The sequence below is a fragment of the Streptomyces sp. NPDC031418 genome, from assembly GCF_055581605.1.
In genome coordinates this window covers 56,728-80,293 of record NZ_JBVIJC010000036.1, presented here as the reverse complement: position 1 = coordinate 80,293, position 23,566 = coordinate 56,728, and the positions used below count along the sequence as shown (strand labels likewise).

At 68.4% G+C, this 23,566-nt stretch carries 26 protein-coding genes and 4 pseudogenes; 15 read left to right on the top strand and 15 right to left on the bottom strand.

Annotated elements, in window-relative coordinates; genetic code table 11:
- Positions 1 to 350: 350 nt before the first annotated feature.
- From ACZ5CZ_RS36865 to ACZ5CZ_RS36850, 4 genes are all read right to left on the bottom strand, one after another.
- Entirely contained in the window at positions 351 to 587 is a 237-nt protein-coding gene (locus ACZ5CZ_RS36865) for a hypothetical protein (RefSeq protein WP_385848404.1), read from the bottom strand.
- A gap of 65 nt (positions 588 to 652) precedes the next feature.
- On the bottom strand, positions 653 to 1,243 hold the full coding sequence (locus ACZ5CZ_RS36860) for a hypothetical protein (protein ID WP_468949114.1): 591 nt from the start codon (positions 1,241 to 1,243) through the stop codon (positions 653 to 655).
- Between the two features lie 227 nt (positions 1,244 to 1,470).
- A complete protein-coding gene (locus tag ACZ5CZ_RS36855; protein ID WP_385848401.1) occupies positions 1,471 to 1,821 on the bottom strand; it encodes a DUF6415 family natural product biosynthesis protein in 351 nt (116 codons plus the stop codon).
- Positions 1,818 to 2,222 carry a hypothetical protein gene (locus tag ACZ5CZ_RS36850; RefSeq protein WP_385848400.1) on the bottom strand — a complete coding sequence of 135 codons (405 nt, stop codon included), beginning with the start codon at positions 2,220 to 2,222 and terminating at the stop codon, positions 1,818 to 1,820. The genes ACZ5CZ_RS36855 and ACZ5CZ_RS36850 overlap by 4 nt, the downstream gene beginning before the upstream one ends.
- Positions 2,223 to 2,810: 588 nt before the next feature.
- On the opposite strand from ACZ5CZ_RS36850, the gene ACZ5CZ_RS36845 reads away from it, so the two are divergent.
- Positions 2,811 to 3,128 (top strand): Imm51 family immunity protein, encoded by a 318-nt coding sequence (locus tag ACZ5CZ_RS36845; RefSeq protein WP_385848399.1) that lies wholly within the window; start codon positions 2,811 to 2,813, stop codon positions 3,126 to 3,128.
- A gap of 25 nt (positions 3,129 to 3,153) precedes the next feature.
- Here the strand turns inward: ACZ5CZ_RS36845 and ACZ5CZ_RS36840 are convergent.
- Positions 3,154 to 4,269, bottom strand: a pseudogene (locus ACZ5CZ_RS36840) (IS630 family transposase).
- A gap of 123 nt (positions 4,270 to 4,392) precedes the next feature.
- Here ACZ5CZ_RS36840 and ACZ5CZ_RS36835 point away from each other — a divergent pair.
- Positions 4,393 to 5,222: pseudogene (locus ACZ5CZ_RS36835) on the top strand (IS5 family transposase).
- Positions 5,223 to 5,254: 32 nt separating this feature from the next.
- Here the strand turns inward: ACZ5CZ_RS36835 and ACZ5CZ_RS36830 are convergent.
- Both ACZ5CZ_RS36830 and ACZ5CZ_RS36825 read right to left on the bottom strand, forming a co-directional pair.
- A complete protein-coding gene (locus tag ACZ5CZ_RS36830; RefSeq protein ID WP_468949110.1) occupies positions 5,255 to 6,442 on the bottom strand; it encodes a helix-turn-helix domain-containing protein in 1,188 nt (395 codons plus the stop codon).
- Between the two features lie 93 nt (positions 6,443 to 6,535).
- On the bottom strand, positions 6,536 to 7,174 hold the full coding sequence (locus tag ACZ5CZ_RS36825; protein WP_385848396.1) for an HAD family hydrolase: 639 nt from the start codon (positions 7,172 to 7,174) through the stop codon (positions 6,536 to 6,538).
- Positions 7,175 to 7,422: 248 nt separating this feature from the next.
- On the opposite strand from ACZ5CZ_RS36825, the gene ACZ5CZ_RS36820 reads away from it, so the two are divergent.
- Positions 7,423 to 7,830, top strand: coding sequence for a DUF6233 domain-containing protein (locus ACZ5CZ_RS36820; RefSeq protein ID WP_385848395.1), 408 nt, complete (start codon positions 7,423 to 7,425; stop codon positions 7,828 to 7,830).
- A 481-nt stretch (positions 7,831 to 8,311) separates the two neighbouring features.
- On the opposite strand, the gene ACZ5CZ_RS36815 is transcribed toward ACZ5CZ_RS36820, so the two are convergent.
- The 3 genes from ACZ5CZ_RS36815 to ACZ5CZ_RS36805 all read right to left on the bottom strand — a co-directional run bounded on the left by ACZ5CZ_RS36815 (position 8,312) and on the right by ACZ5CZ_RS36805 (position 10,469).
- Positions 8,312 to 8,788 (bottom strand): hypothetical protein, encoded by a 477-nt coding sequence (locus tag ACZ5CZ_RS36815; protein ID WP_468949108.1) that lies wholly within the window; start codon positions 8,786 to 8,788, stop codon positions 8,312 to 8,314.
- A gap of 291 nt (positions 8,789 to 9,079) precedes the next feature.
- Positions 9,080 to 9,514, bottom strand: a complete 435-nt coding sequence (locus tag ACZ5CZ_RS36810; RefSeq protein ID WP_468949106.1) for a hypothetical protein — start codon at positions 9,512 to 9,514, stop codon at positions 9,080 to 9,082.
- Between the two features lie 325 nt (positions 9,515 to 9,839).
- Entirely contained in the window at positions 9,840 to 10,469 is a 630-nt protein-coding gene (locus ACZ5CZ_RS36805) for a peptidase inhibitor family I36 protein (protein WP_385848389.1), read from the bottom strand.
- Between the two features lie 130 nt (positions 10,470 to 10,599).
- Here ACZ5CZ_RS36805 and ACZ5CZ_RS36800 point away from each other — a divergent pair.
- The 3 genes and pseudogenes from ACZ5CZ_RS36800 to ACZ5CZ_RS36790 all read left to right on the top strand — a co-directional run.
- Positions 10,600 to 10,752, top strand: a pseudogene (locus ACZ5CZ_RS36800) (DUF6233 domain-containing protein); the annotation flags it as partial.
- Positions 10,753 to 10,917: 165 nt separating this feature from the next.
- Positions 10,918 to 11,187: a DUF3761 domain-containing protein gene (locus tag ACZ5CZ_RS36795; RefSeq protein ID WP_385848388.1), complete on the top strand. Its 270-nt coding sequence runs from the start codon at positions 10,918 to 10,920 to the stop codon at positions 11,185 to 11,187.
- Between the two features lie 563 nt (positions 11,188 to 11,750).
- Entirely contained in the window at positions 11,751 to 12,371 is a 621-nt protein-coding gene (locus ACZ5CZ_RS36790; RefSeq protein WP_468949103.1) for a hypothetical protein, read from the top strand.
- A gap of 367 nt (positions 12,372 to 12,738) precedes the next feature.
- On the opposite strand, the gene ACZ5CZ_RS36785 is transcribed toward ACZ5CZ_RS36790, so the two are convergent.
- Together ACZ5CZ_RS36785 and ACZ5CZ_RS36780 are read right to left on the bottom strand one after the other, a co-directional pair.
- Positions 12,739 to 13,302, bottom strand: a complete 564-nt coding sequence (locus tag ACZ5CZ_RS36785; RefSeq protein ID WP_468949101.1) for a DUF6417 family protein — start codon at positions 13,300 to 13,302, stop codon at positions 12,739 to 12,741.
- A gap of 337 nt (positions 13,303 to 13,639) precedes the next feature.
- Positions 13,640 to 14,164, bottom strand: a pseudogene (locus ACZ5CZ_RS36780) (pyridoxal-phosphate dependent enzyme); the annotation flags it as partial.
- Between ACZ5CZ_RS36780 and ACZ5CZ_RS36775 the strand changes: the two are divergent.
- The 5 genes from ACZ5CZ_RS36775 (at position 14,151) to ACZ5CZ_RS36755 (ending at position 17,205) form a co-directional block, all read left to right on the top strand.
- Positions 14,151 to 14,387, top strand: coding sequence for a hypothetical protein (locus ACZ5CZ_RS36775; protein ID WP_385848385.1), 237 nt, complete (start codon positions 14,151 to 14,153; stop codon positions 14,385 to 14,387). The pseudogene ACZ5CZ_RS36780 and the gene ACZ5CZ_RS36775 overlap by 14 nt on opposite strands.
- An 82-nt stretch (positions 14,388 to 14,469) precedes the next feature.
- A complete protein-coding gene (locus ACZ5CZ_RS36770) occupies positions 14,470 to 14,961 on the top strand; it encodes a hypothetical protein (protein ID WP_385848384.1) in 492 nt (163 codons plus the stop codon).
- Between the two features lie 11 nt (positions 14,962 to 14,972).
- Positions 14,973 to 15,224, top strand: coding sequence for a hypothetical protein (locus ACZ5CZ_RS36765; protein WP_468949099.1), 252 nt, complete (start codon positions 14,973 to 14,975; stop codon positions 15,222 to 15,224).
- A 522-nt stretch (positions 15,225 to 15,746) separates the two neighbouring features.
- Positions 15,747 to 16,211, top strand: a complete 465-nt coding sequence (locus ACZ5CZ_RS36760; RefSeq protein ID WP_385848381.1) for a hypothetical protein — start codon at positions 15,747 to 15,749, stop codon at positions 16,209 to 16,211.
- Positions 16,212 to 16,269: 58 nt separating this feature from the next.
- The gene (locus tag ACZ5CZ_RS36755) at positions 16,270 to 17,205 is read left to right on the top strand and encodes a transposase family protein (RefSeq protein WP_385848380.1); all 936 of its coding nucleotides are present in this window, start codon (positions 16,270 to 16,272) and stop codon (positions 17,203 to 17,205) included.
- Positions 17,206 to 17,400: 195 nt separating this feature from the next.
- Here the strand turns inward: ACZ5CZ_RS36755 and ACZ5CZ_RS36750 are convergent, their stop codons facing one another.
- Positions 17,401 to 17,976 carry a hypothetical protein gene (locus ACZ5CZ_RS36750; protein WP_468949096.1) on the bottom strand — a complete coding sequence of 192 codons (576 nt, stop codon included), beginning with the start codon at positions 17,974 to 17,976 and terminating at the stop codon, positions 17,401 to 17,403.
- 1,111 nt (positions 17,977 to 19,087) lie between these two features.
- Between ACZ5CZ_RS36750 and ACZ5CZ_RS36745 the strand changes: the two genes are divergently transcribed.
- From ACZ5CZ_RS36745 to ACZ5CZ_RS36735, 3 genes are all read left to right on the top strand, one after another.
- Positions 19,088 to 19,957 (top strand): helix-turn-helix domain-containing protein, encoded by an 870-nt coding sequence (locus ACZ5CZ_RS36745; RefSeq protein ID WP_385848377.1) that lies wholly within the window; start codon positions 19,088 to 19,090, stop codon positions 19,955 to 19,957.
- A gap of 107 nt (positions 19,958 to 20,064) precedes the next feature.
- Positions 20,065 to 20,475, top strand: a complete 411-nt coding sequence (locus tag ACZ5CZ_RS36740) for a hypothetical protein (protein WP_385848375.1) — start codon at positions 20,065 to 20,067, stop codon at positions 20,473 to 20,475.
- A gap of 67 nt (positions 20,476 to 20,542) precedes the next feature.
- Positions 20,543 to 21,346 carry an SAM-dependent methyltransferase gene (locus ACZ5CZ_RS36735; protein WP_385848406.1) on the top strand — a complete coding sequence of 268 codons (804 nt, stop codon included), beginning with the start codon at positions 20,543 to 20,545 and terminating at the stop codon, positions 21,344 to 21,346.
- A gap of 38 nt (positions 21,347 to 21,384) precedes the next feature.
- Here ACZ5CZ_RS36735 and ACZ5CZ_RS36730 read toward each other — a convergent pair whose 3' ends face one another.
- Together ACZ5CZ_RS36730 and ACZ5CZ_RS36725 are read right to left on the bottom strand one after the other, a co-directional pair.
- The gene (locus ACZ5CZ_RS36730) at positions 21,385 to 22,299 is read right to left on the bottom strand and encodes a helix-turn-helix domain-containing protein (RefSeq protein WP_468949093.1); all 915 of its coding nucleotides are present in this window, start codon (positions 22,297 to 22,299) and stop codon (positions 21,385 to 21,387) included.
- An 89-nt stretch (positions 22,300 to 22,388) separates the two neighbouring features.
- Positions 22,389 to 22,625, bottom strand: a complete 237-nt coding sequence (locus tag ACZ5CZ_RS36725; RefSeq protein WP_450792610.1) for a DUF397 domain-containing protein — start codon at positions 22,623 to 22,625, stop codon at positions 22,389 to 22,391.
- Positions 22,626 to 22,817: 192 nt separating this feature from the next.
- Between ACZ5CZ_RS36725 and ACZ5CZ_RS36720 the strand changes: the two genes are divergently transcribed.
- Positions 22,818 to 23,366 (top strand): ATP-binding protein, encoded by a 549-nt coding sequence (locus tag ACZ5CZ_RS36720; RefSeq protein ID WP_468949091.1) that lies wholly within the window; start codon positions 22,818 to 22,820, stop codon positions 23,364 to 23,366.
- Positions 23,367 to 23,566 lie beyond the last annotated feature (200 nt).

Genomic DNA, 23,566 nt, shown 5'->3' with positions numbered 1-23,566 from the left:
CGTTTCCCGCTGCTGAAGATTCTGACCCGTCCGGCCCAGCAGGCCGCCGACACCTACAACCACATCGTCGTCGACACCCTCGGGCTGAAGGGCCTACTACTAACCTGGGCATTCGTGCTGCGCAGTTTCTTCTGGTTGCCCTTGACGATCAGGATGTAGTGGGCGCCCCGGACGAGAAGGTACTCGGCGTGCTCGCGCTGGGTGGGCATCGCGTCGCTGGTGACTCCTCGGAGTTCGTAGGGTCGGTGGGCGGCCCCGGGCTGCGCGAGAGGTGCCCGTCTTCGGGGACCGGGAGGAAGGCCTCCTGGGACGGATCCGTCTCGCGAGTGGGGCTGTGAGCACGCCGGGCCCTACATCAGCCGGGCGATATGGGGTGGGAGAAACAAGTCGCGAGTGCAGTGCTGCGCCCACTCCTCGGCCGCCTCGGGACGACGGGCGTACATGGGACATACGTTGCAGTGGCGGCTGTGCGGCTCGGGCACGTCATCGGGATGCACAGCGACGATGTGCTTGGCGATGAGCACCTGTTCACTGAAACAGCCAGCCGGTGCGTGCATCGCTGTCGCCAGGCTGAGCAGTAGCTGCATGCATTTCGCGCACCCGAACATGAACGGTGGAGGGACAGGCAGCTGCTAGCCGTCCTCGGCGTCCACTACTCGCTGCCCTCGCCAGGCAACTGGTCGGCGGATTCGCGGCTCGATGGTACGAGTCGGAGCAGCACCTCGCCCGGGTGTCGAGCAGGGCCACACGTGGGGCTGTGGATGTAGCTGTTGTGCGACGAAGAGTCGCCCATCCAGTGCAGGGGCATGACGCGGGGGCTGGAGACGTCCACCGACATGTGACAGCGGATGCAGACGACGTCCCGGCTGCTCGTCGCCGCTTCAAGCGCCTGCCCGTGTGCCTCGCCGAGGGGGACGGCGGTCTCGCACCGCGGACCGGCCAGGCACGCCGGGCACGCCTCGACGTGCTGGAACCACGCGACGTAGGTGGTGACCTTCGCGGCCCTCGCCTTGAGGCAGCGGTCACAGGTGCGCGGCGGCCAGTCGGTCATGCCCTTCAGGAAGCGCAGTTCAACCGGGGCCGTGGCCAGACACCACATGCACTGCTCGCCCTTGCGCTGGGGCAGGCTCATCTCGCCGGGCGCGGGCATCTCGTGGATCAGAATGAGCTGGCTGACCCTGTCCGGCAGCTCATCGTCCCGATCACTCTGCGGCTCGGTGGACCGCGACGGGTGCGAATCCATTTGTTCCTCTTTCGTGAACCCCGCCCCGCCGGCGCCTTGCGGGACACCGGCAGGACGGGCCCGCCTCACCGGCCCCTTCGGAGACCGGCGAGACGGGGTCTGCGGGGTGCGGCCCTGACCCGGAGCGGCCGCCATGGGGGTGCGTCAGTTCACAGTCCGCGCCAGCACCAGAGCGAGGACGGGAGCGGTCACCACGGCCACGTACAGCAGCAGGCCGAAGACGCCTTTCACGCCTGCGCGCCCAGGTTCTCCACATGGATGCACAAGGAGCTGACAGAGCGGGCAAGACGTTGAGCATGCGCGATCCCAGCGGGCAGCGTGCCCTTCGGCTCCACGTCGAGGCGGCGCCTGGCCTCACCGATGCAGGCGAGCGCCGCCGCACGCAGTGCCGTCTCCTCGCAGCCCCCGGCGGCCGTCTCCACCTCCGGGATGAGGACCATGAGATGCCCCCGCAGTCGCAGGGTGAGCGTCTCCAGTTCCTCGGGCAGGGGCGGCTCGGCGTCCTCGGCGAGCAGGCGGTCGACAGCGGCCCGCATCGTCTCCAGGTCGAGGGGCAGCGTCCGCTCCGCGGCCGTCATGCCTCGTCCTCGCTGCCCAGGACGCCGCCCACCATCACGAGGGCGAGCACATCGGCCGGCCGGCACAAGGCACCGACGAAGGCGACCGGCACGGCCCAGTACGAGGACAGCGTGCGGCCGTCGAACGCGGTGAAGTCGATAGGCGGCACGCCGAGGTAGGTGCCGGTGCCCAGGCACTCGACGACCGGAGACACCCAGCCGGCAGTAGTACCCGGCGGCACGAGCGCGTAGTAGCGGCGCCCGCGCGGGTCATGCACCACCGGACCGCCCGCCAGGTAGTCGGTGAGCCGCGCGCGCACAACGGCAGGCTCCTCACTGCCGGCCGCAGCATGCACGATGGCGTCAGGTAGACGCACCGCGTCGAAGCGCACGCCCAGGGGGATCAGCGCGAGCTTCGCCACACTGCTCCACTCCTGACGCACCACACTCGGCGTGGGATGAGCGGAAGCCAGCCACTTCACGACGGCGTAGCCAGGTGGCACTGCGGTGGGGGATGTGCGGGCCCCTCCTGGGGCCGTAGTCTTGGTCATGTCGACGCTCCCTCGCTGGTTTGAGCGTTGGCCACTCCCGGGGCCGTGTCAGCGGTCGCCGGGTCTTGCGTGGCGCTTGCTGTGGGCAGGGCCTTCCGCACCGCCTCGCGTCGGCAGCCGCAACTGCGGACCTGCCAGACGCGCGCGGCACCGCGGACGACTACTTCGCCCGACGCGTGCAGGGGCCTGTTCACGGCTCCGCAGTCGAAGCACGCCTCGCCGTGAAGACGGACGATGCTCACTCGACGGTCGACAACCGTGGGAGTGAGCGAGCGTGCCTCCTGCATCTCCGTGCCCATCTGTGTGCCTGCGCGTGCACAAATGGTGAGGGTGCGGAAACGTCAGAAGTACCCCAGCCAGGGGTACCTAGTGCTGTGACCGGAAAGGTTCGCCGGGTTAGGTGCGGACGAGCAGTTTGACTGGGCTGGGCAGTCTGAATGCCCGGGGGGAGATCGCGGCGTGACTATCACCCTGCATGACTTTGATGGTGAGCACTCGCTGACCCTCGATGCCGGCGACCTGGCCGCTGATGCGGCAGTGGTTGCCGCCGGACACGAGCCGAACGGGTACTTCTGGGAGAGCTTTGTGCAGTTCGCCTGGCCGGATCTTGCTGAGCGCCTCGACTTCGACAGCGAGGGCGGCATGTTCTGTGCGCTCGGGAGCTTGAGTGACCTCACGCAGCTCAAGACTGCCGTTGAGCTTGTGATCTCGAGCCCCAGCGCGGTTCGCGAGCTTGTTGCCCGTGCGGAGACGGCAGGCGTTGAGTTCGACGACTGATGCTGTGCCCAGCAGGTCTACCCGTTCAGGCCGCAAGCTGGAGAGATCTGCCGCCCCAACGGATGTGTTTCTCGCTACGGATACGTGCGCGTTCGCATCGTTGGGCGGCGAGGGCGTCCGGGTGGCGGGCGTTCTCGTTGCGCCAGCGCAGGTAGGCATACAGGGCGCGGGTCTGGACGGTGTGGGGGGTTCGAGTTGGCGAGAGTGAACTGCCGCAGGGGCCCGAAGTGGGCCTCGATCGGATTGGCCCAGGACGCATAGGTCGGGGTGAAACAGAGCTCGACCTTGTTCCGGTCGGCCCAGCGGCGGATCCGCCGGTTCAGATGCGCGGACAGGTTGTCGAGGATCACGTAGATCGGGGCGCCGTCCGGGCGGGCCGCGCGGATCGACCGCAGTGCCGCCCAGGTGTGGTCGATGCCCTTGCGGCGAGGACAACTCCCGAAAGCCGGTCGTCGCCAACCGAGTAGCAGCAGTGGAAGTAGGTGATGCCGTGGGTGCGTCGGTAGGTCGCCGGCAGCCGGTCCGGATCCGACCGAGGAGCCCAGCACGCTCCTGCGATCGGACGGACGCCGAGCGGGCCGAACTCGTCCAGGGCGAAGGTCCGGTCCGGCCGCTCGGTGAGCGCGGACTCGATCTGGTCGAGCTTGGCGCCGAAGTCCGGGTCCGGGGACTCCTTCCAGGTCATGGTGCGTTGGAAGGAGATTCCGCGGCGGAGCAGTAAGCAGCGCAGGGGCTCCCGGCCGATCCTCACCGGACGGGCGATGTTGCGCCGCAGATGCTCGGCGAGCTTGCGGATTGACCAGCGGGTGAAGGGCTTGCCCAGCACGGTGGGCCGGGTGGTGGCCGCCTCGATGACGAAGTCCTCGTCCTCAATGCTCAGCAGGCGGGGACGGCCTCCCGCCCACCGAGGGTCCAGACAGGCCAGCCCCACCTCGTTGAACCGGTGGATCACGTCCCGAACGGTGTCCTCGTCGGCCTTGACCAGCTGCGCGATCACTGGGACCGGGCTGCCGCCCGACGAGGCCAGCAGCATCATCGCCCGCCGGAACCGCACCGAACTGGTGCTTCCCCGCCGGACGATCCGCTGCAGCTTCTGCCCCTCCTGCTCTGTAAGCCGGCGAACCCTAACCGGTGATGCCATACCCGCCCCCTTGCCGAATGCCGTCACTGGCACTCAGCACAACGAGCAACCCGGCAAAGGTTCGCGGTCACAGCACTAGGCGGTGTCTTCAAATGATCTTGCCTGGTGGATCATGGTGTCGTGATACGTCGTCATGAACTGTCGGATGCCGAGTGGGAGTTCGTCCGGCCGTTGCTGCCCGAGTCGTTGCGGGGCCGGAAGCGGCTGGACGACCGCAGGGTCCTGAACGGGATCGTGTGGAAGTTCCGGACCGGGACGGCCTGGCGGGACGTGCCCGAGCGCTATGGTCCGTGGGCCACGCTGCATACCCGTTTCCGCAGGTGGGCGGCGGACGGGACGTTCGACCGGATGCTGCGAGCCGCCCAGGCGAGAGCGGACGCGGCGGGCGACATCGAGTGGCTGGTGTCGGTCGACTCGACCGTCGTCCGGGCTCACCAGCATGCGGCCGGGGCCCGAAAAAGGGGCTCTGCGACCCGGCCCTCGGCCGGTCCCGAGGTGGTCTGACCAGCAAGATTCACCTGGCGTGTGACGGGCGGGGCCGTCCGCTCGCCTTCGTCGTCACGGGCGGCAACACCAACGACTGCACCCGGTTCACCGCCGTGATGGAGGCGATCCGGGTGCCCCGGATCGGACCGGGGCGGCCCCGGGTCCGACCCGATCACGTCCTGGGCGACAAGGGTTACAGCTCGAAGGCGATCCGAGCCTGGCTCCGCCGCCGGGGCATTGCCCACACGATTCCCGAGCGGGCCGACCAGGTCCGCAACCGGGCCCGACGAGGCAGCCGCGGAGGCCGCCCGCCGGCCTTCGACAGCGAGGTCTACAAGCACCGCAACGTGGTGGAACGGTGCTTCAACCGCCTGAAGCAGTGGCGGGGTATCGCCACCCGGTACGACAAGACCGCCGAGTCCTACAAAGCCGCCGTCACCCTGGCATCAATTCTGATGTGGGCGTGACATTTGACGACAGGACCTAGGGAAGGGACAGATCACGTGGCGGAACACCACTCCGCGAACGCGGTCAGCGTTTCGGAGTCCGCTCGCCGCAGGCGCCGCAAGGTGGATGCGTCCTCTCGTACCCACCGGTGGTCTCGCGTGTGCTGAGGTGCGATCTTCCTGGCGACTTTCAGTGACTCGAACGCCCCATCCGGCATACCGGCCCAGAGCTGGGCCCGCGCCAGCTCGATGTAGAAGCCGGACCGGCGTTCGGCCGGCAGGCTAGCGGGGGGCTTCCACTCGTGCGTAACGGCCAGAGCATCACCGATGTGATCGCCACCAAGGCTGACCGCAACCGACACCTGGTGGATCCTCACGGAGTCGGGTCCGAACGCGGTGCCGTAGTACACACCCTCCTTGACAAGCTTGGCGAGGCGCTCAGCCTCACCGAGGTGCTCGACCGCGGCGTCCGAGTCCTGGGCGCGGCCAGCGATGACGGCGGCCCTCATGTGCAGCGCTCCGCGGACAGCTCGCTCTGCGGCCATCGACGGCGCCGGCGCGGCGTCGACGGCCTGCTGTAGAGCTCGCAGGCCGGCGGCGTGCGCGCGCGCAGCGAAGAAGGTCTCGGTACGGACGTAGGCGACCGACGCGGACAGCAACGGATCGCCGCCCTCCGGCGCAGCCCATCGCATGAGTTCCACAAGGCGGGCCGACAGGTCGTGCGCCCCCAACTTGTAGGCGGCTGCGTCGGCGGAGCGGTAGGCGCTGACCAGGAGTCGGGCCAGTGCAGCCCGGTCAGCCCCGTTCGCCCCCTGGTAAGCGCGGGCCAGCTCTGCGAGAAGATCGGGAAGGTCACGGACGATGCGCGTGTACTGGGCGCCGAGCCTCCAGCGTTCTGCCATGTCCACCGCAGACCGCAGGTCGGCCATTGGGCGCACCGGACCGTCCTCAGGACAGTCATAGGCAGCGATTGCTACCGATAGCGCCGGGAGGCCCTCTCTCGCCTGCGAATGAGCGGGGCCGCGGTCGTGTCGCAGGCGGGACGGATCAACGCCGAGCGCGTCGGCGATGGCCTGGAGTGTTTCGTCGGTGACACCGCGTTCCCCGCGCTCAAGCTTGCGGATCGTACCCAGGGACACGCAGGCAGCGGTAGCCAGCGCAGCCTGAGTCATCTTTGGGCGGACGACGCTTCGGTAGTAGGCGATCCGCCGGCCTACTCCCCCGTCGGTGTTGGCGGGCATAGTGTCTCCGTTCGGGCATCCGCACAAAACGGTACTCGCGTCGAACACCGCGCGTACTCGATGCATCAACTCGGACGGCTTACACAGCTGTTGTCACCCCACGATGCTGATCAAGTCCATGAGCCCACTGACGCGCCAGTCCGCGGCAGCAACCGTTTCAGGCGCGTCTGCCCAGAGGTTCCCCCACGGGCCGCGCCGCAGGTGCGCCGTCCGCAGCCCGGCCGCCTTCGCCGGGTGCACGTCGTTGGCCGGGTGGTCGCCTACGTACACAGTGCGGTCGGCTGGCGCCTCGGCGACCTCGAGGACCTTCTGAAAAAACTCCGGCTGAGGCTTGGCCACGCCCCACTCGCCTGACGTGACGATCAGGTCTGCGGGCAAGGCCAGCGCGCGAAGCAGGTCCCCGGCGCGGGCGGTCTGATTTCCTGCAACGACCACTCGGATGCCAGCCTCACGGAGGGCTCCCAGCGCCGGACGGACGTCGTCGTACAGGTCGGTCTCATCCAGGCGCTCGCCGCAGCCGGCCGCCTCCCGCGCACGATATTCAGCCGCGACGTCGATGTCGGGACGTAGAAGCCTGAGAGCCTCCGCATTGTCCTGGCCTCGGGCCACGACGGCACCGACAAGCGCGGACAGGGTGTGGCGAGGGACCTGGAGCCAGTCAGCCCAGGCAGCCCAGTAGCGGTCATCCCGGGTGAGCGTCTCGCCGACATCGAACACGATGGTCTCAATCACCCGGCGAGCTTATGGCCTCCCACGGATGCATTTGAAATCGAACACATGATTGGATTTGGCCATGAGTCCGATTCCCGACGACTTCGCACCAACGCAAGAGGCATGCCACGACACCTACCGGGAGCTGGCCGTACGGCCGCGCACCGCCCTCCGCCGACGGTTCACCCATCGGTCGTCGGAAGCGCTGTTCCACCCGTACGTGCAGGGCCAGCGGTCGGCGGGCTGGGCAGCCCTTCATGGTGCCCGGCATGTCCGAACTTCCTCCTGACCCGTCGCGGCTCCGGGCGATCCTGGTGCACCTCGAGCGGCAGATCGCGGAGACCGACGCGGTCGGCATCTACCTGCGGCTCCAGCGGGACGCCGTCCGAAGAGCCCTTGCCCGGGCCGAGCGTCCGCCTCAGCAGTCCCGGCTGCGGCGCAAGCCAGAGGGGGGTGGCCCACTGCCGGACTCGGCCCTGCCCGCCTACGTCATAGAGCAGAAGCGGACTCCGCACGGACCTGAGCCGGCCGTCGTCCACCTGGCTGACTGTTCGATGATCCAGGGCGCGGCCCACCGGATCCGGGCCGACGAGGCGCGGGCCGCGCTCACCGACCCGGCCATCACTGCGTGTGATTTCTGCCGGCCGGACACCGAGCTGGGCATGGACCTGGCATGAGCATCAGGTGCCGAACTGCCCGCGCGGTGGGCCGGCCGTACATTCGGACGCATGACCGCGGTGCCCAGACGCATCGCCCCTCAACGGACCGGGCTGCCGCCGCTCTGCTGCTCGGCTGCTCCCCGAATCAGGTCGGCTACTGCGCGCGCTGCCTGGGGCTGACCTGCCGCTACGGGCCCAACGCCCCCCGCTGTGCCGGGCCTGCCGCGCAGCCGACGCCGCCAAGGGCTCTCGGGCTGATCGTTGCCGGTCAGCCCAAGGCTGGCACCTGTCCGAACGCGGCGACGTCCTTCCTCGCGGAGACGTACGAACCGGGCGGGATGCCTCCAGACCCCACGCTCATGAGGTGATGACCCGTACGCCTTCCCACTCATGTCCGGGCCCTGACAGAGTCAGCCGCTCGGCCACAAGGTGCGCCGCCGGGACACCACGGAAGCGGTGATCGGCACGGTCACCGGGACCGTGCGCCGCGGGACAATACTCAGGCGGGCACGCCGGAGCGGGCCGCGAGGCCTCGCAGCTCCGGCGTGGTGCGGCCCGAGACGAGGAGACCGCTCAGCATGGCCTTCACAGCGGGGCGCGCGTGGGTCTCTTCGAGAGCCAGGCGTTCGGCTTCCAGAAGCGCGCCGATGCACTCGTCCCGGCGTTCCCAGCGTGCGTAGGCGGTCGCCCGGTCCATGAAATAGAGGGCCTGGCGCTCGACGGTGGGCAGGAGCTTCGGGTCGAGGGCGTCGGCCGCGGCGATGGCGGCTGACGGATCTCCGGCCTTGTACTCGGCGCTGATGAGATGCAGTGGGACCGTGGCGGGATTGAAGCCGCCCGCGGTGCCCCGCAGGTGTGCCGAGAGTCCTGGCGATGGCGGCGGCTCCGGCGGTGAGCTGCCGCATGCCCTGCTGGTCGCCCTGGTAGGCGACGGTGTAGGCGGTGCACTGGATGAGCAGCCCTCGCTGCGCAGCACCGGCGGCTCCGGCCTCGCCGAGGGCGGGGTCGTCTGCGGCGTTGAGGGCGAGGGCGAGGGCCTGGTCGCGCCATCCGGCCTGGCCGGCGAGGACAGCCTGCTGGCGGGCGGTCCGGAACTTCCACACGTCCCGTTCAGGACCCTGCGGTCGTCCAGCCGCTTCCGGCCCCGCAACGACTCGGGCAGCAACGGCCGGACGAACTCCCACTCGGCATCCGACAGTTCATGACGACGTATCACGACACCATGATCCACCAGGCAAGATCACTTGAAGACACCACCTAGTTGGCCTTACGGCGCATTCGACGGAGGTGCAGAGCGCTGCTGGGATCCCCAGATGCAGCCCTGCATCATCGCCGTAGTGACCTTGCCCTTGAAGCCTGCTGCCGGCGTCAGCCGGTCCTGGCACCAGAGATAGACGTCGTCCGCCATGCCGGATCCCGGGTTCTCCCCTTGCTTGGCGAGAGCGGCGGCGAAGTCGTAGCCGCGCTTGTATTGGGCGTCCGCAATCGAGCCGGGCTCGTATGGATTCCCGTAGATGATGGGACGCGACGGGTCGGAGGCGCCACCTCGAGGCATGAACATGGTGATCAGCAGCACAGCAGGCAGGCCAACCAAGACCGAGGCGAACAGCCAGCCCATCTTCTGGGACGTCTTCTTGCCGACCGCATAGGACAGCATCGCCAGCGGGATGGCCAGAAAGAACGCCAGGAACGGGATGATCACTGCACCACCAGCCACAGGTCAGGCCCCCCTCTTCGCGGCTCAGCGGCGCCATGGTACGCCCCGTGATCGGACACGGAGGCGCGGGGTGTGTGGTGCTCGGCGACGCGTGGCTGCCGAACACCACCGGCCGGGTGTTGCGCTCACTGGCCAACGAAAGCGCTCAGTCACACGTACGGGCAACTGCAAGCCCATGCAGTCGACAGCGGTTCGGCCCGGAGCCCCCATCCACGGTTGCGGGCCGGACCACTCGTGTACGACGGCCCAGCAATGCTTCTGGGCGGGACCGGGCGCCTCGGGGACGCCCGGCCTCAGGACCCGCTGACTCTTAGTCGATCTTCACGAGGTGGACCTGGTCGTTGAAGGATCCATACCGCCCCGCCGAAATGCCCTCGGTTGGGAGGATGGTGCACAGGACGGACCGATAGAAGGTGGCCGTGTAGTTGGTGGCGTTGTAGAAGCCGTAGCCCCAGGCGTCATCAGCGGCGGAGTAGCATCGGTTGGTGTAAGGGGGCGCGATCTGCCAGCGCTTGCCGGTGAAGTCCTTGTTCTCGTAGATGCAGACGTGGCCGATGTCGCAGACCGGCGCGACGCGGAAGGACTTGGCACGGTCGCTGATCTTGGGCGCGCTGTTCTTATAGCGCAGGAGGGCGTAGGGCTGGCCCTGGCAGGAGTCGTTGTCGAAGGCTTCGAGCTGGCTGACTTCGCTTCGGTTGTTCACGATGGCCGCTGGCCGGGACGATGTGCCGTCCGGCCACCCGACGTTGGCCTTGTAGCACTGGTGTGGACTGAGGACGACCTCCTTCTTGATGCCCTGGTAGTCAGGCTCGGAATAGAAGCAGTACTTCCCCTCAGAGCAGCCGTGCACGTCGGCATCGGCGGCCTGGGCGGGAACGGCGTACAGGGCTGCGGCAGACAGGCTGAGCGCGGTAGCGAAGCGCGCAATGTTCTTGATCACAGCTCCGATAATCGAGACACCGGACTGATCTGAGGCCAAGTCGCCGGACTGTCACCCAAACGGATCATCACCTTCCGGCCACCCTCCCGAATAGCGCGCCCGCGGAATACTGCCTCTTCACCAGTTGGACGGCGATGCCCAGGCCGATGAGTACCGGGTGCGGGTACGCGCCCCCGAGCACGTACGGCCGGTCGACGGTGTTTCCTACGACGTGGTGCCCACCGAGCGGCTGCCGCCGCCGTCGCCGGTGCGCAAGGCGCTGGCACCGCGCAGGCCCGCCGGGGGGGCCGAAACTAGGCCCCCGCGGGCCCGGCGGCGCCCTCGCCCTCTGAGCGTCACGTCGTACCCCCCCTCGCGGTGCGCGACCGTTTAATCCCAAACACGCCCATACGCGTTGCAGGCTGGATAGAGTCCCCCCGTATTCGCTCGACTTCAAGGGGGGTCCCTTTTGCGCGCTCGTCTTGCCGCCTCGGCCATGGCCATCGCCGTCGCAGGCGTCTTCTTCAGCGCACCCGCCGCGTCCGCGGCGACGCTGCCGTCCACCAACACCGCCCACCACTGCGTCCACCACACCACCGGGGTATGCGGCTGGACACACAGCAAGAAGCCCAGCAACAAGTACGAGACCGCGAAGTGCAAGGACGCCTCGCTCTCGTACTCACGCCACTCCCAGGGCACCTGCTCCCACCACCACGGCGTCCGCTACTGGTTCAAGTAACCCCCCACCGCCACCGCGGGGCCTCCTCCTGCTGATGCAGGAGGAGGCCCCGCCGGCGTGCAGCCCCGCCGCGGGACGCCAGACGGCCCACCTCGCCGGGCAACGAGACCCGAATGGCCGTGGTGGGCCCGCCCACGACCCTCCGCCCGCTTATGGCCTTCGCGCCCGGTGAAGCCCACCCGCGAGCCCGCCGTGTCTGCGGCTGCAAGATCGCGGCCGCCCAGTGAGCGAACCAGACCCTGGATGTGGAGGCCGCGGAGCTTCCCCGGTTCCTGGTCGTGGCCGGCCGTCCCGGTCTCGTTCACCGTCATCGGGTGCGAGGCGCCGAAGGGCCCCGCGCTCTTGGCATGCCGCCCATCTCCGTTATCTCGCGGTCCGCCGCCAATGGCCCCACCCACCGAGGGGTGTACAGCGTCACATGATGGCTGGTCACTTCCGCGGCCAGAGGGGTAGGTTCTGGTCCGGCCGCTCATCACCGGCCGTAGATCACAGGCCAAACCACACGAAGAGGTGGAAGTGACCGCGCCGCCGGTGTGCTCCGCGGTCTGCAGAACGGGGAGTCCATGACCAGTCAACACCGCGCGTTCACTGCTGCGGGCATGCTTGCCGCCAGTGCCGCACTCGCCCTCGGCGCGAGCCCGGCCGGCGCCACGAGCTCGTCCCTTCCCTACGGGCCCGGCCCCCAGGACCACTACACCGTGCAGAAGCAGCCGGCACCAGGCACCTGCCACTACCGGCACGACCACGCCCAGCCGCTGCCCGACAGCCACTGCACCCCCGGTGCACTCAACCCGAAGGTCACCCCCCAGACCCTCAAGGCCACCATCTGCAACCCGCACGGGTACACCTCGAAAATCCGTCCCCCGGCCTCGGTGACGGGCCGTGAGAAGCTCGCGAACGCCGCCTCGTACGGCTACAAGACCGATAAGGCGAGCCTGCACGACGCCGAGTACGACCACCTGGTCTCACTGCAACTGGGCGGCGACCCGAACGACCCGCGCAACCTCTGGGTAGAACCGCCGAGCCCCGGACACAGCCCGGGCGCCGGCCCGAACAACGACAAGGACAAAGTCGAAACCCGCCTGCACACAGCCATCTGCAACGGACGAGTCACCCTCACAGCAGCCCAGCAAGCCATTACCTCAGACTGGGTGACCGCCGAACAACGACTCGGCCTGAAGTAACAGCCACACCGTCGGCGGCCGCCACCCACCCCGCGCTGCCCAGTGTGGGTGGTGGCAGTCATGCCGGGCGACCACCAACACCGTGCGGCCATCCCTGGCGCGCCGGCCAGGGCAGCCAATCAGGTGTCTGTGGTGTTGTTGGGCGCGCGTGGGGCGGGCGACGGTGTGAGCGTCCGCGGTCAGGGCCCCCGCCCGCAGCGCGGTGGAGGGACCCGCGACCAGGTGCTCGTGCGGGATGTGTCGGGCTATCCTTCGGGTCCCTCCCCCGGCCACCGCGGCGTGCGCCAGGAACGGCGGGCGAGAGAGGTTGCCAGATCCTGGGGTGGTCCGGGTCAGGCCGGGGCAGTCGCAACTGCCCGTCGACCGGTCAGGGTGAAAAGACGACGCCGTACTGCCTGGCGAAGCGGTTGGCCTCCGCTGTGGAACCGCACATCGAGCGCAGGTAGAAGGCATAGGCCACCGACTTGACCTGCTCCTCGTCCAGGCACAGCGACCACCGATTGCCGGCCCGGTCAAAGCACGCGGTCCGCACCCGCTCCGCCAACCCAGCCGCCGGCGGCACCCGCAGCCGCGCTCCGCTGCTCAGATAGACGCGCAAGGCGTCCATCTCCGCCGGCCGCAGCTCGACCAAACGCTCCCCCTCTGCCGGGCACTGCCGCACCGGGACGGGGCTGGCGTCGGTGTACGTCAGAACGTCATGGCCGTACGAGGTGAGCCGCGCCGCCCACAAGATGGGCCGGCCCGCATGGGCGGACAACTCCGCCCGCACCAACCTGTCCGCCAGCTCCGCCAGCCCCTGCCCGGCCGCCGCCTCCACCGCCTGCTGCTGCTGGGGACGCAGCTGACCGGACAGCACCCACCCCCACTCCGCTTTCACCTCGGCGTCGCGCAGAACCCGCAGAGCCTCCAGCCAGCCCTTCCTCCCCCGCACGCCCACACCACCCCTCGACGCAGCCCGACACCGGTGGAAGAACGTTAGGAGCCGGGCTGCGGCCAACGCGCCCGAACAGCCGAAAGATCACCAGCACGTGCGAGAAGATCACCGAGGGCCGCACCTGGTGCGGCCGGGGCGGGCGGCCGGGCACTCCAGGACATCCAGAGCGCGGGCCGAACCCACGGCCGGTGCAGGCGGCCGGAACGCCGGGACAGCCGCTGAGCACACCCGCGAGCAGCCTGCCCCAGTATCCGGGAACGAGTCGCAGCAACCACGCCCGGACGGGCCCGTTTCCGTCAGCGCCGACGGAGTTCCTGCTCCCTCGGGCCGCTCATCAGTGTGCGGTGGGCCGATTCACCAGATCGCAGGGGTCCGTGTTCGCTCCGCACAGCACCACGCAGACCTTCTCGCCGTTGCCGGGCCGGTAGCTCCGGCTCACAGCGCCGGGCCGGGCCGTCAGGTCCCGGTCGGGGACGTGGCGGTCCGGTGACGTGAGCGCGGCCAGAGCGGTGGCGGCACCGTGCTCGACGGCTACCTTGCGGTGGTCCCACAGTGCCTGTCGGGCGCGGATGATCTCGGTGTCCGGCACGAGGACGGAGTGCACTCGGTCCTGCCGGGCGGCGTGCAGGGCCATCTCCGAGGTGCGGCGCGCGCCGAGGGAGTCCGCGGCGATCGAGTCCACGGTGACGTCGATGAGGGCGCCAGCCTGGAGGGCGGCGTGGAGGGCGCGGCAGTTCTCCGGTTCGACTGCGACGGTGCGGATGCCGTGGTGCTGGGCGGCGGTGGTGACGCCGGTGAACAGGCCGCCGCCGCCGACCGCGACCACCACGGTGTCCAGGTCGGGGATGTGCTGGCGGATCACCCTCGGCAGCGCGAGCTTCGTCAACCACCGCGACCCCAAGGCCGCCCAGACCGCCACCCGGCTCGCGCTGGCCGCGCTTGACCCAGAGGAGTTCCCGGTACTCACCGGACAGCTCGGCGCCGTCCTGCCCGCCGTCGTCGGCCACGAGGTCTACTACGGCGCCCTTCGCCAACTCATCCACGCCGCCGCGGAACCCGGGCAGGCGGCCGAGGAGACGTAGGCAGGCCAGATCACCGAGAGCCGCCCGACACGGGCGCGGGGTGCCATTCAGGCACGGCTCACCCACCCGCGGTGCCCCAACGTTGTACGCCGAGGTCGTCTTCTCCGACAGCCTCTGCCAGCTGCTGCCGTTCATGGAGCGCTTGAGCCAGGCCCGGCAGGCCGACCTCAGGCTGGACGGCAGCGGCGGCCTGGGCGGCCTCCTCCTCGTCCGCCGCTTCTTCGGACCTGAGATCCTTCCGATATGGCGGTGGAAGCCCGGCTCGAACGTCGCCGGTGGCGACCGCGTCAGCGAGGTCCGCCTCAGTCAGCAGTACCTCACCGTCGCCCTGCGCACCGACGACCACGGCGAGGGCGACCTTGGGTTCGACGTGCTGGTCTCCTGCCCGGTCGACCCCGAATGCAGCGGCCGCGCCTGGGCGCCGACCTACAGCGTCATCTGCCTGCCCCGCGCGCTCAGCGGCGAGCTGGACCACCGAGACGACAGCGTGTGCGACGTCCACGGCGGCTTCGACGACACTCCCCGGGAGACCGACGACCACGCTCTGCATGAAGCCGACCGGAGCGTGCGATGAAGGTCAGCCGTATGGACATCATCCTCGTCCGGGTCGCCGCGTACACGGTCGCGTTCACCGTCATCGGCTCGTTTGCCACCGTCGTCGGCGTGCTGGCCTCCAGGCCCGTCACCGGAGATGCGGCCCCGATCGTCTGGGCCCTGGTCGGTATCGCAACGGCCGTCCTCCTCGGAGTCGGTATCGACCACCTGACCACCCGGAGCCTGCATCGCGTCCCCATAAACGCCGCATCCACACAACCCCGCGACGAAGGGACGTCATAAGCCGCCCCGACACCCCGCACCCGCATCCCCTGACCCCGGCCGATCTCCTGGAGGAAGATGAGCGGGCGTACGGCTGACCAGACTGCCACCTGCCCATCCAGGGCGGGCGCGCTGGCCTGGCCGCACACCGCAGCACCGTCCACCACGGCCGTGACGACCCCCGGCGCCGCATCACCATCCAGCTCGACCTCTGAGCCGCCCCCCTCACAGCGTGACGGACGCTCCGTGCCGCCCGGCGCTTCCGCACCACGGAGGCCCGGGCGGGCGCGGTGGCCCCTCAAGCACTGGCACGGAGAGGAGATGGGCGTCATGGCGCGCACCGAGTTCTACGAAGTCGACGTCCCGATACACGACACCACCAACCCGGCCGCAAGGGTTTTGTGACTGAGCGTTTCACTTGGCCAGTGAGCGGTTGACTTGGCCAGCCGAGCGTTCGCCATCTGCATCGATGCCTGATCATTGTGTGGGACGGCGGCCGTGAGACACAGCGATCGTGCCGCTGATCTGGTTGCATAGGGCCTCATGAGCGGCATAGCCACACCCGTCATCGCTGTCCTCGGCACCCTGCTGGGTTCGACGGTGACGCACGTCTTCCAGCAGCGGTCCGCGCAGCGCACCGAGCAAAACTCGCGTCAGGAACGGCTGCGCCAGGAGCGGTTGGACGCTTACGGCACCTACTCCGGCCTGTTGGTCAACTTCCGCCGGGCCATTCTGCACCACTGGTTCTGCGTGCACGAGGGCAATGACGCCGACGACGAAGTCGCCCTGCGCAGACTCTCGTTCGAGCTGCGCTCCAGCACCGAACACGCCCTGTACCGCCTCCAACTGATCACTGACGATCCCGAGCTGGCCACCGCCGCGGCCGACGCCTTCACGGCGATCGGCAAGATCGATCGCGCAGCGAACCGCGCCGACGTGGTCGCCTGTCGGGATGCGACCCAGGAGCTGATCAACACCTTCGTCGCGACGGCACGCCGGCACGTCTAACGAGCTCGTGCACGGTAGGCGGGGAGGCGTCGAGCTCCTGATCGTCGATCATGGTCGTGTGGTGGGGAACGCGTCTCGTGCAGCGATCATCAGCGACCGGAGGATCACTGGCCTGTCGGCCGGCGTGATCGCTGAACTCGTGGCCAAGCTGGGCCCGTTGTGGCATGAACGGCATCAGGCCAGGCTTGCGTCCAGGCAGCGGAAGCGGGCCGTAGGCGCCGGCGCGAAGCACCGGCTGGTCTTCGTCGACCGGCTCCTGGCCACCCTCGTGCACCTCCGTCACGGGGCCACACACGACGTGCTCGCCTGCTGGTTTGGCGTGGACCGCTCCACCATCACCCGCCCCGTCGGTGAGGTGCGGCCCCTGCTCGCCGAGCGAGGCTGCACCGTCAGTCCCGGCGTGCGGTTGCGGACGCTGGCCGAGGTCGTCGACCACCTCGGCTCCGACGGTAGGACCGGGATCGTCGACGGCACCGAGATCCGGGTCCGGCGGCCGGCCGCCAGGCGCAAGGACCGGGACAAGTTCATCTCCGGCAAGAGCAAGCAGAACGCCGTCAAGACCACGGTGCTCACGGACGGGGACGGCCGGGTGCTGTTCTGCAGCCCGACCAAGCCCGGAAGCTGCGCGGACATTACCCACGCTCGCCAGTTAGGGCTGGTCAAGCTCCTGGCCGACGGGGCCGCCGTGGAAATTCTCGCCGATGCCGGCTACCAGGGCCTGGGCGCGCAGACCAGCGGTCAGGTGGTGACACCGCCGCACCGCAAGTTCAAGAAGAACGCTCCGGACTGGTACGAGGAGATGTATGAGCGACAGCGGAAGGCACATTCCTCACGACGCATCCGCGTCGAGCACGGCATCGCTCACCTGAAGAACTGGCGAGCTCTGACCCGCCGCCTCGGCCGCCGCGAGCACATGAGCGACACCGTCCAGGCCGTCGCCGGCCTGCTGTCCCACCAGCAAACCGCGGACCTGACGTCGGCGCGGCAGATGTGAACACCGAGCCCCGCCGCCATCCTCGACGTCTCCCCGCCTACCGTGCACGAGCTCGTTAGTGCCGGGACAAACTCGCCCTGACCTTGGAGATCGTCAAGCACACCGATGGCATCGCGGGGTTCGTGGTGCTGCCCAGGCGCTGGGTGGCCGGGCGCACGTTCGCGTGGCTGATGAACTCCCGCGTCTGGCCCGGAACTACGAAGCCCTGCTCGCCACCGGCGAGGCGATGAGCCGGTGGCCGACGGTCACGCAGATGAGCCGGCGTCCGGGACGGCCAGTGTGCGCCGGCCGGCACTCACCGCCCCCGACGCCTCCAGGAGGAGCCCCCCGCGCTCCGCAGGCGCCGGGCATTCGACCGCAGTCCCTCGACTTTCGCGGCGTCGCATCAAGGCCCAGATCCACCGCGATCTCCTTGGCCCGAAGCGGTCCGTGGCCCGTAGATCGCTGCTGGTCCAGCACACCCAGAATGCACTGATAGTCCGGCGCCACAACCATCACAGGCAGCCCTTGCCCCCAAGGCGGCACCGTCGACCCTTGCGCCGGCGCGAGCGACAGCACCGCTTTCTCCTCGGCCTCCGACCCGGCGCTGGTCTCGGCAGCCGAGGCTGCCAGGGCCTCGACCAGCTCTTCCCGCGCGATCACCCGCCGGTCCAGTTCGATCTCGGCGGCCTCCAACACCTCAGCCCACCGGGTGACTTCCTCCCGTAGCCCTTCCACCCGCACACCGCCCGCTGTCTCCCGCTCCTCCAGCATTCCCAGCACTGACGCCATCGCGCGCCCCTCGCTCACTGTGCAGAAACAAGACGCCGCATGCTTCTCTCATTCCGAGCTACACCATGCCTGACCAGCAAAATCAACGGATCAGTTCTGTTGAGATACAGCTTCTCAGGCCAGAGCCACCCTGTATCAAGGGTTGATGAGCGTCATGTCCTGGGCCATGGCTCCAACATTGGTGCGGCATGGTGGGATGGTTTCGCCAGCGGTAGTGAGCGTAGGGCGACGGCGTACGCCGGAGCGTCCTGCGTGGATTTTCAGGTGACGGCGTACATGTATCACGCCTCTTTTCGAAACTCCAGCGACCAGTCTCTTGCGCATTCGATCGTAAAGAGTTGCGAAGTGACCTTCTGGGATACGGGGAGGGTGTCGTCGTCCCGGTTTTCGCACGATGGTGCGGTCGTTTCCCGCTTTACGTCTCACTCTGTTGGCCGAGCGCGGCAAGGGCGCGCTAGGGTCGCGTCGGAGAGGTCCCGGGCCAAGGCTGGCTACCGACAGGCCGGGACCCCTCCGCATTTTGAACCGTCGTCAATTCCACAGAGGGAAACCGATGACCGATCGCAATGTTGTGTCCGGCACCGTGGTGTCTGGAGCACGCGTGGAAGGTAGCAGCGGCAGCGGATATTACGCACGCCTGCGTGCCTTCGCTGTCACGCTCAGCCTGGGCCCCATTGTCGTACTGGCCCTGGCCTGCGTTCTTCAGGGCTCCGGCTGGCCAGCCGCAGGGTGTGTGGCGTTCGCGGCGGTCGCAGCTGCCGCAGCCGGCAGGTCCCGGCTCGAATACTTCTGGGCGCGCCTGGACTGAACCAGTGCCGTGGGCCCCGAGCATGGCCCCGGCGCCCACCGCACGCCGGAAGCCAAAGTGAGCGGGCCGGCCAGGAAGGGAAAAGTGGTGGCAGATAGTTCGACGCAGCCGGACAGGTGCGCGATGTGCTCCGGTCCGTTGGTACAGAAGGTGGGCGCCGGGCGGCGGCGCCGGTACTGCGGCATCGCCTGCCGCCGACGTGCGCAGAGGCAGCGGCGGGCCAGCCAGACGAAATTCGTTGAGCAACAGGGCCCGTTGGGCAGTGCAGTTGCTGCGGAGGTCCATCGCCTGGCGGGTCAGCTGGTGGACAGCGAGATGCGTCAGGAGGAGTTGGGAACGCTGCTGGAGCGCGCTGAGGCGATCCGCCGGGAGCTGGATATCTACACCGCTGCTGCGGTTCAGGACGCCCGGCACCGGGGTGAGAAATGGGAGGCTGTGGCCCGCGCCGCGCATGTAGCGCCGGAGACGGCCCGGGCACGGTGGGGACCGGAGCGAGTCGCCCGGATGATGGTGCTGCACGCCAACGACAAGCAGGCTGCTCCCACCCGGTGGCGCGCTGCGCGGTCCGTGCCCACCGGGGAGGGATGGGAGAACGCGGGCGGTGACCGGCGGGAGACGGCCGGCCCGGTGGGCATGCTCGCTTCGGCACTGACCCAGTTGCAGATCGCGAGCGGCAAGACGATCCGCGAGGTGGCGGATCTGGCCATGCTGTCGCCGTCGTTCATCTCGCGGGTCCTGTCCGGGGACCGGCTTCCGACTTGGGACCTGGTGTGTGCGCTGAGCAAGATTTTCGGCTCCGACCCGGCGGAGCTGCGGGTGCTGTTCGAAGCGGCCCACGGGATGACGGTGCCGCAGCGGCAGCCTGCCCCTGCTGCCATTGAGCAGTTGCATGCGGCGGTGCGGGGGCTGTATCGGGCGGCGAAGTCGCCGAGCCCTGAACGGATTGAAATGCTGAGCGGCAGGGCGGTGAGCGCCAAGGAGGCTCGGCTCGTCCTGTCGGGCCGCGACGTGCCCGACTGGGGGGTGCTGTCTGCTCTGGTGTGCACGCTGGGGGGGCGGCCCTCGGAAGTGAAACCGCTGTGGGAGGCGGTGCACTACGCGTTCTTGATGGTCGACGACCCCGGCCTCCCCGACGGCATCGCGCACATCGCATCGCCTGAGGCGGAGCAGTGACTGCGTCCCGGAGCGCACCCCTTAGCAGCGGGGCCGACTGTGTCCCCACCGGCGTAAGGCGAACTGCGGATCTGCGTTACGACGGCCTGCGGGTGGAGCGGTCTGCGGTGGCTGCTTTCGCGGCTTTCCGTGAACGCCTTTACGAGCCCTACTTGCAGTACTCGGCGTTGCGGATCGGCCAGTACGGAGCGGCGGAGAGAGCTGTAGCCGCGGCGTTCACCGAGCTCGCGGTGTCATGGACCGTGGTCTTGGGCAGCTCCGGGCCGGCCGCTGTCGCCTGGGACATCCTCCATGATCATATCGATCAGGCGCTCGGCGGGCATCTTCGGCCTTACCCGTTCGGCCGGCCTGTGCGCTCTCTTCATCTGGAGGTCCAGGTGCTGCACCGCCGGCTGCTGCTCAGTTCGGAACGGATCGCGGAGGTGCTGGGCATACCGGTGGAGGATGTGTGCGGGCTGCTGCTTCCGTCGGGGCCCCGAGGGGGTGACAAACGGCCATTTCACAGCACGCCGGTGTGATGCACCTCATACACTGTGCTGTCACGGCGTCAGGTGACGTCTCGTGACGAGGCCGGAGGGGGCACGGGTGAATTTGCCGTATGGAGTGGACGTATCGGTTCCGAGTGTGGCCCGCATGTACGACAGCCTCCTTGGCGGCAAGGACAACTACCCCGCGGACCGTGCCGCCTGCGAGGAGCTGCTCACACAGGTGCCCAGCATGCGGGAACTGGCGCTGAACAACCGGCAGTTCCTGCGCCGGGTGGTGCACACCCTGGCGGCGGACTTCGGGATCCGGCAATTCATCGACCACGGCTCAGGGCTGCCCACGCAGGACAACGTGCACGAGGTCGCGCAGCGCGTCGCCCCGGCGTCCCGGGTGGTGTACGTCGACAACGACCCCATCGTCCGTGCCATGGGCAGTGCCTTGCTGGAGACCAACGAACGCACCGCAGTACTCCAGGCCGACATGCGGGACACAGACGCCATCTTCGCCAGCGAGCCCGTACGCCGCCTCATCAACTGGAGCGAGCCGGTGGCCGCGTTGTTCGTCTCCGTACTGCATTGCATCCCGGACGACAGCGGGCCCGGCGAGCTGATCGCACGCGTAGCCGACAGACTGCCGCCCGGCAGCATGATGGTCGTGTGCCAACTCGTCAGCGACAGCCAGGCAGTCCGTGATTTCGTCACAGAGTTCATGGACGCGCAGACCCAGGGCCACTGGGGCCGCGTACGCGAGAAGGCCGACGTCCAGGCGTTCTGCACGCCGCTGGATCTCATCAAGCCGGGGCTGACAGAGGTGTCGGCCTGGCGGCCGCAGAACGACGACGTCCCCCAGCAACTGACGTGGGAGTGGGAGGAATACGGAGGCGTGGGCTTCGTGAGGCACTGAGCCGTCGCTGCTTCCTGAAGAGAGGCGGTTGCGGCCAATTACCGCCAGGTGTCGAGTGCCTCCTGCAGCAGTGACGGGGTCTGGTCTGCGGGAGTTGCAACGCCGCACAGATGGTTCAGCACAGCCTGGTACCGCTCGGACTCCGACGGCTTCTCACGGTAGACAGCGCCCTCGTACTGCTCCAGGTACACCATGTCCGGCAGGTAGTCAGGAGCGAAGAACCGAAGGTGCACGATCGGGTGCCCGATCGCGCCGGCGGCTCCCACGGACAAAGGGGCGATGTGCAGGCGCAGACGGTAGCGCAGTTCCTCCAGCAGCGTGAGCAAGTGGGAGATCTGCCGATACATGACGCCGGGGGTTCCGACCTGGCGGCGGAAGACCTCGGAGTCCATCACAGCGATCAGGCTCGGCGGGTCGGTTTCGCGGCGCAGCATCTCGATGCGAGCACGTCGCATGCGGACCCGTTCCTCGATCTCCTTGGCCGGCATGGTGGGATGGGTGGCCCGGATGACGATCTCGGCGTACTCCTCGGTCTGCAGCCAGCCCGGCACCAACTGCGGCTCGTAGGAGATGATCCGCTGTGCCGCCGGCTCCATCGCGAGCAGCGGGCGCAAGCTGCTCGGTGCGGCATGGGCGAAAGGCTGCCACGCTTCGGGATTGGCCGCCTCGTTCACCAGGACCGCGATCCGCTGGCGCTCCGCCGGGTCGCGCACACCATACTCATCCAGCAGGCGCACGACCTCTGCGGGCTTCAGCGATGCGAGTCCCGTCTCCATGCGGCTGATCGTGGATTCGGAGGCACCGATGCATCGAGCCGCCTGGCGGGTCCCCACACACGCGTGGTCGCGGCAGCGCCTGAGGTGGCCCGCAAGCGCTTTGCGGTGCGCGGCCGAGCCCCACTCCGGGCGGTGCGGGAAGCCGAGAATGGAAGGCGCCTTCTGTTCGGCTGCCATACCGGGTGCTCCTATCGACTGTTCAGAGAGCCCGAGTATGGCAGCCGACTATCAAGCATGTCAGGAAGTGGCCATAAATCTACGCTCTGTCACGCGAGAGCGAAGTCGAACTCCCCGTCCCTGACTCCCGCGAAGAAGGCTGCAACCTCCTCCCCCGTATACACAAGGGCCGGCCCGTCCGGGAATCGGGAGTTCCGCACGGCCACACCGCCATCAGGCAGGCGAGCGACTTCCACACAGTTCCCGTTGCCCCCGCTGTGGCGGCTCTTGCGCCACGCGACCCCCTCAATCATGCCTGCACTGACGCCGTTTTCTACCCGCTGCATTCCTATTCGCGCCTCTCCGAGTCCCGCCCGGCCAGCACCGCCCCGAAGGAAGCCATGACCGACCAGGTGTGCGAATTCCTTAGTCCTGCAATTGCAGAACCACACTTGCAGGAACGATGAACAGGCCGGAATAGTGACGGTCAAGACGGCACGCCAGGCTCGAGAGGGCAAACAAACTCCGAGGGACGGACGATGACGCCACCTCACAACCGCGACAATCAGCCACTCTTCCCAGCCGAGACTGCCAACAGCCCGGAGCGGCAGCTCTTCCGCGGCGCGCCGGCCGTGTGGACCCCCAACCTTGCCGTGCGCACAGGCCTGGGAAGCACCCCATTTGCCGCGAGACAGATCCCGCCCACGACCAAGTGCTGCTACGTAGCACGACAGTTCACCCGCCAGACACTGCGCCGCTGGGGCCTGAACAGCATCTGCGACGACACCGTGCAGGTCGCTTCCGAACTCGTCGCGAACGCAGTCCGCCACGGTCAGACACGCGCCATCGCATCAGGCACCCCGCAGACTGCCGTATGGCTTGCCCTCACCCTGCGCCCGCGCACCCTGCTGTGTGTGGTCCGCGACCCAAGCCAGCGCCGGCCGCGCCTCACCTGCCCGCCACCCCTGGCTGAACAGCACCGCGGACTTCCCATCGTCAACGCCCTGAGCACGACCTGGGGCTGGACCGACGACCAACAAACCGACGGGAAGTCCGTATGGGCCCGTCTATCACTCCCGGAAGACTGAAAACCACTCTGCCCACACCCGGTCACTGCCTGCTCCAACTCTGACCTGCGGGACGGCCGCCCCCTCGGCAGAAGACAGATCCAGGGCGACCTAGTGCTCTGACCGAGAAGGTTCACCGGCTTGCGGAGGTCCCGGCGTTGGTCAGCGAGCGCCGTACGGAGTGACAGGCGATCCGCTTGATCCCGGCCGGGATGAAATAG

What these genes read in the sequence shown, in the direction of transcription:
- ACZ5CZ_RS36750 (WP_468949096.1), bottom strand. Translation starts at nt 17,976, where the DNA reads ATGGCGTCAGTGCTGGGAATGCTGGAGGAGCGGGAGACAGCGGGCGGT.
- ACZ5CZ_RS36775 (WP_385848385.1), top strand. Translation starts at nt 14,151, where the DNA reads ATGTGCTGGCGGATCACCCTCGGCAGCGCGAGCTTCGTCAACCACCGC.
- ACZ5CZ_RS36830 (WP_468949110.1), bottom strand. Translation starts at nt 6,442, where the DNA reads ATGCCCGCCAACACCGACGGGGGAGTAGGCCGGCGGATCGCCTACTAC.
- ACZ5CZ_RS36725 (WP_450792610.1), bottom strand. Translation starts at nt 22,625, where the DNA reads ATGCAGCGGGTAGAAAACGGCGTCAGTGCAGGCATGATTGAGGGGGTC.
- ACZ5CZ_RS36865 (WP_385848404.1), bottom strand. Translation starts at nt 587, where the DNA reads ATGCAGCTACTGCTCAGCCTGGCGACAGCGATGCACGCACCGGCTGGC.
- ACZ5CZ_RS36730 (WP_468949093.1), bottom strand. Translation starts at nt 22,299, where the DNA reads ATGGCAGCCGAACAGAAGGCGCCTTCCATTCTCGGCTTCCCGCACCGC.
- ACZ5CZ_RS36855 (WP_385848401.1), bottom strand. Translation starts at nt 1,821, where the DNA reads ATGACGGCCGCGGAGCGGACGCTGCCCCTCGACCTGGAGACGATGCGG.
- ACZ5CZ_RS36765 (WP_468949099.1), top strand. Translation starts at nt 14,973, where the DNA reads ATGGACATCATCCTCGTCCGGGTCGCCGCGTACACGGTCGCGTTCACC.
- ACZ5CZ_RS36720 (WP_468949091.1), top strand. Translation starts at nt 22,818, where the DNA reads ATGACGCCACCTCACAACCGCGACAATCAGCCACTCTTCCCAGCCGAG.
- ACZ5CZ_RS36820 (WP_385848395.1), top strand. Translation starts at nt 7,423, where the DNA reads ATGTCCGAACTTCCTCCTGACCCGTCGCGGCTCCGGGCGATCCTGGTG.
- ACZ5CZ_RS36790 (WP_468949103.1), top strand. Translation starts at nt 11,751, where the DNA reads ATGACCAGTCAACACCGCGCGTTCACTGCTGCGGGCATGCTTGCCGCC.
- ACZ5CZ_RS36760 (WP_385848381.1), top strand. Translation starts at nt 15,747, where the DNA reads ATGAGCGGCATAGCCACACCCGTCATCGCTGTCCTCGGCACCCTGCTG.
- ACZ5CZ_RS36860 (WP_468949114.1), bottom strand. Translation starts at nt 1,243, where the DNA reads ATGGATTCGCACCCGTCGCGGTCCACCGAGCCGCAGAGTGATCGGGAC.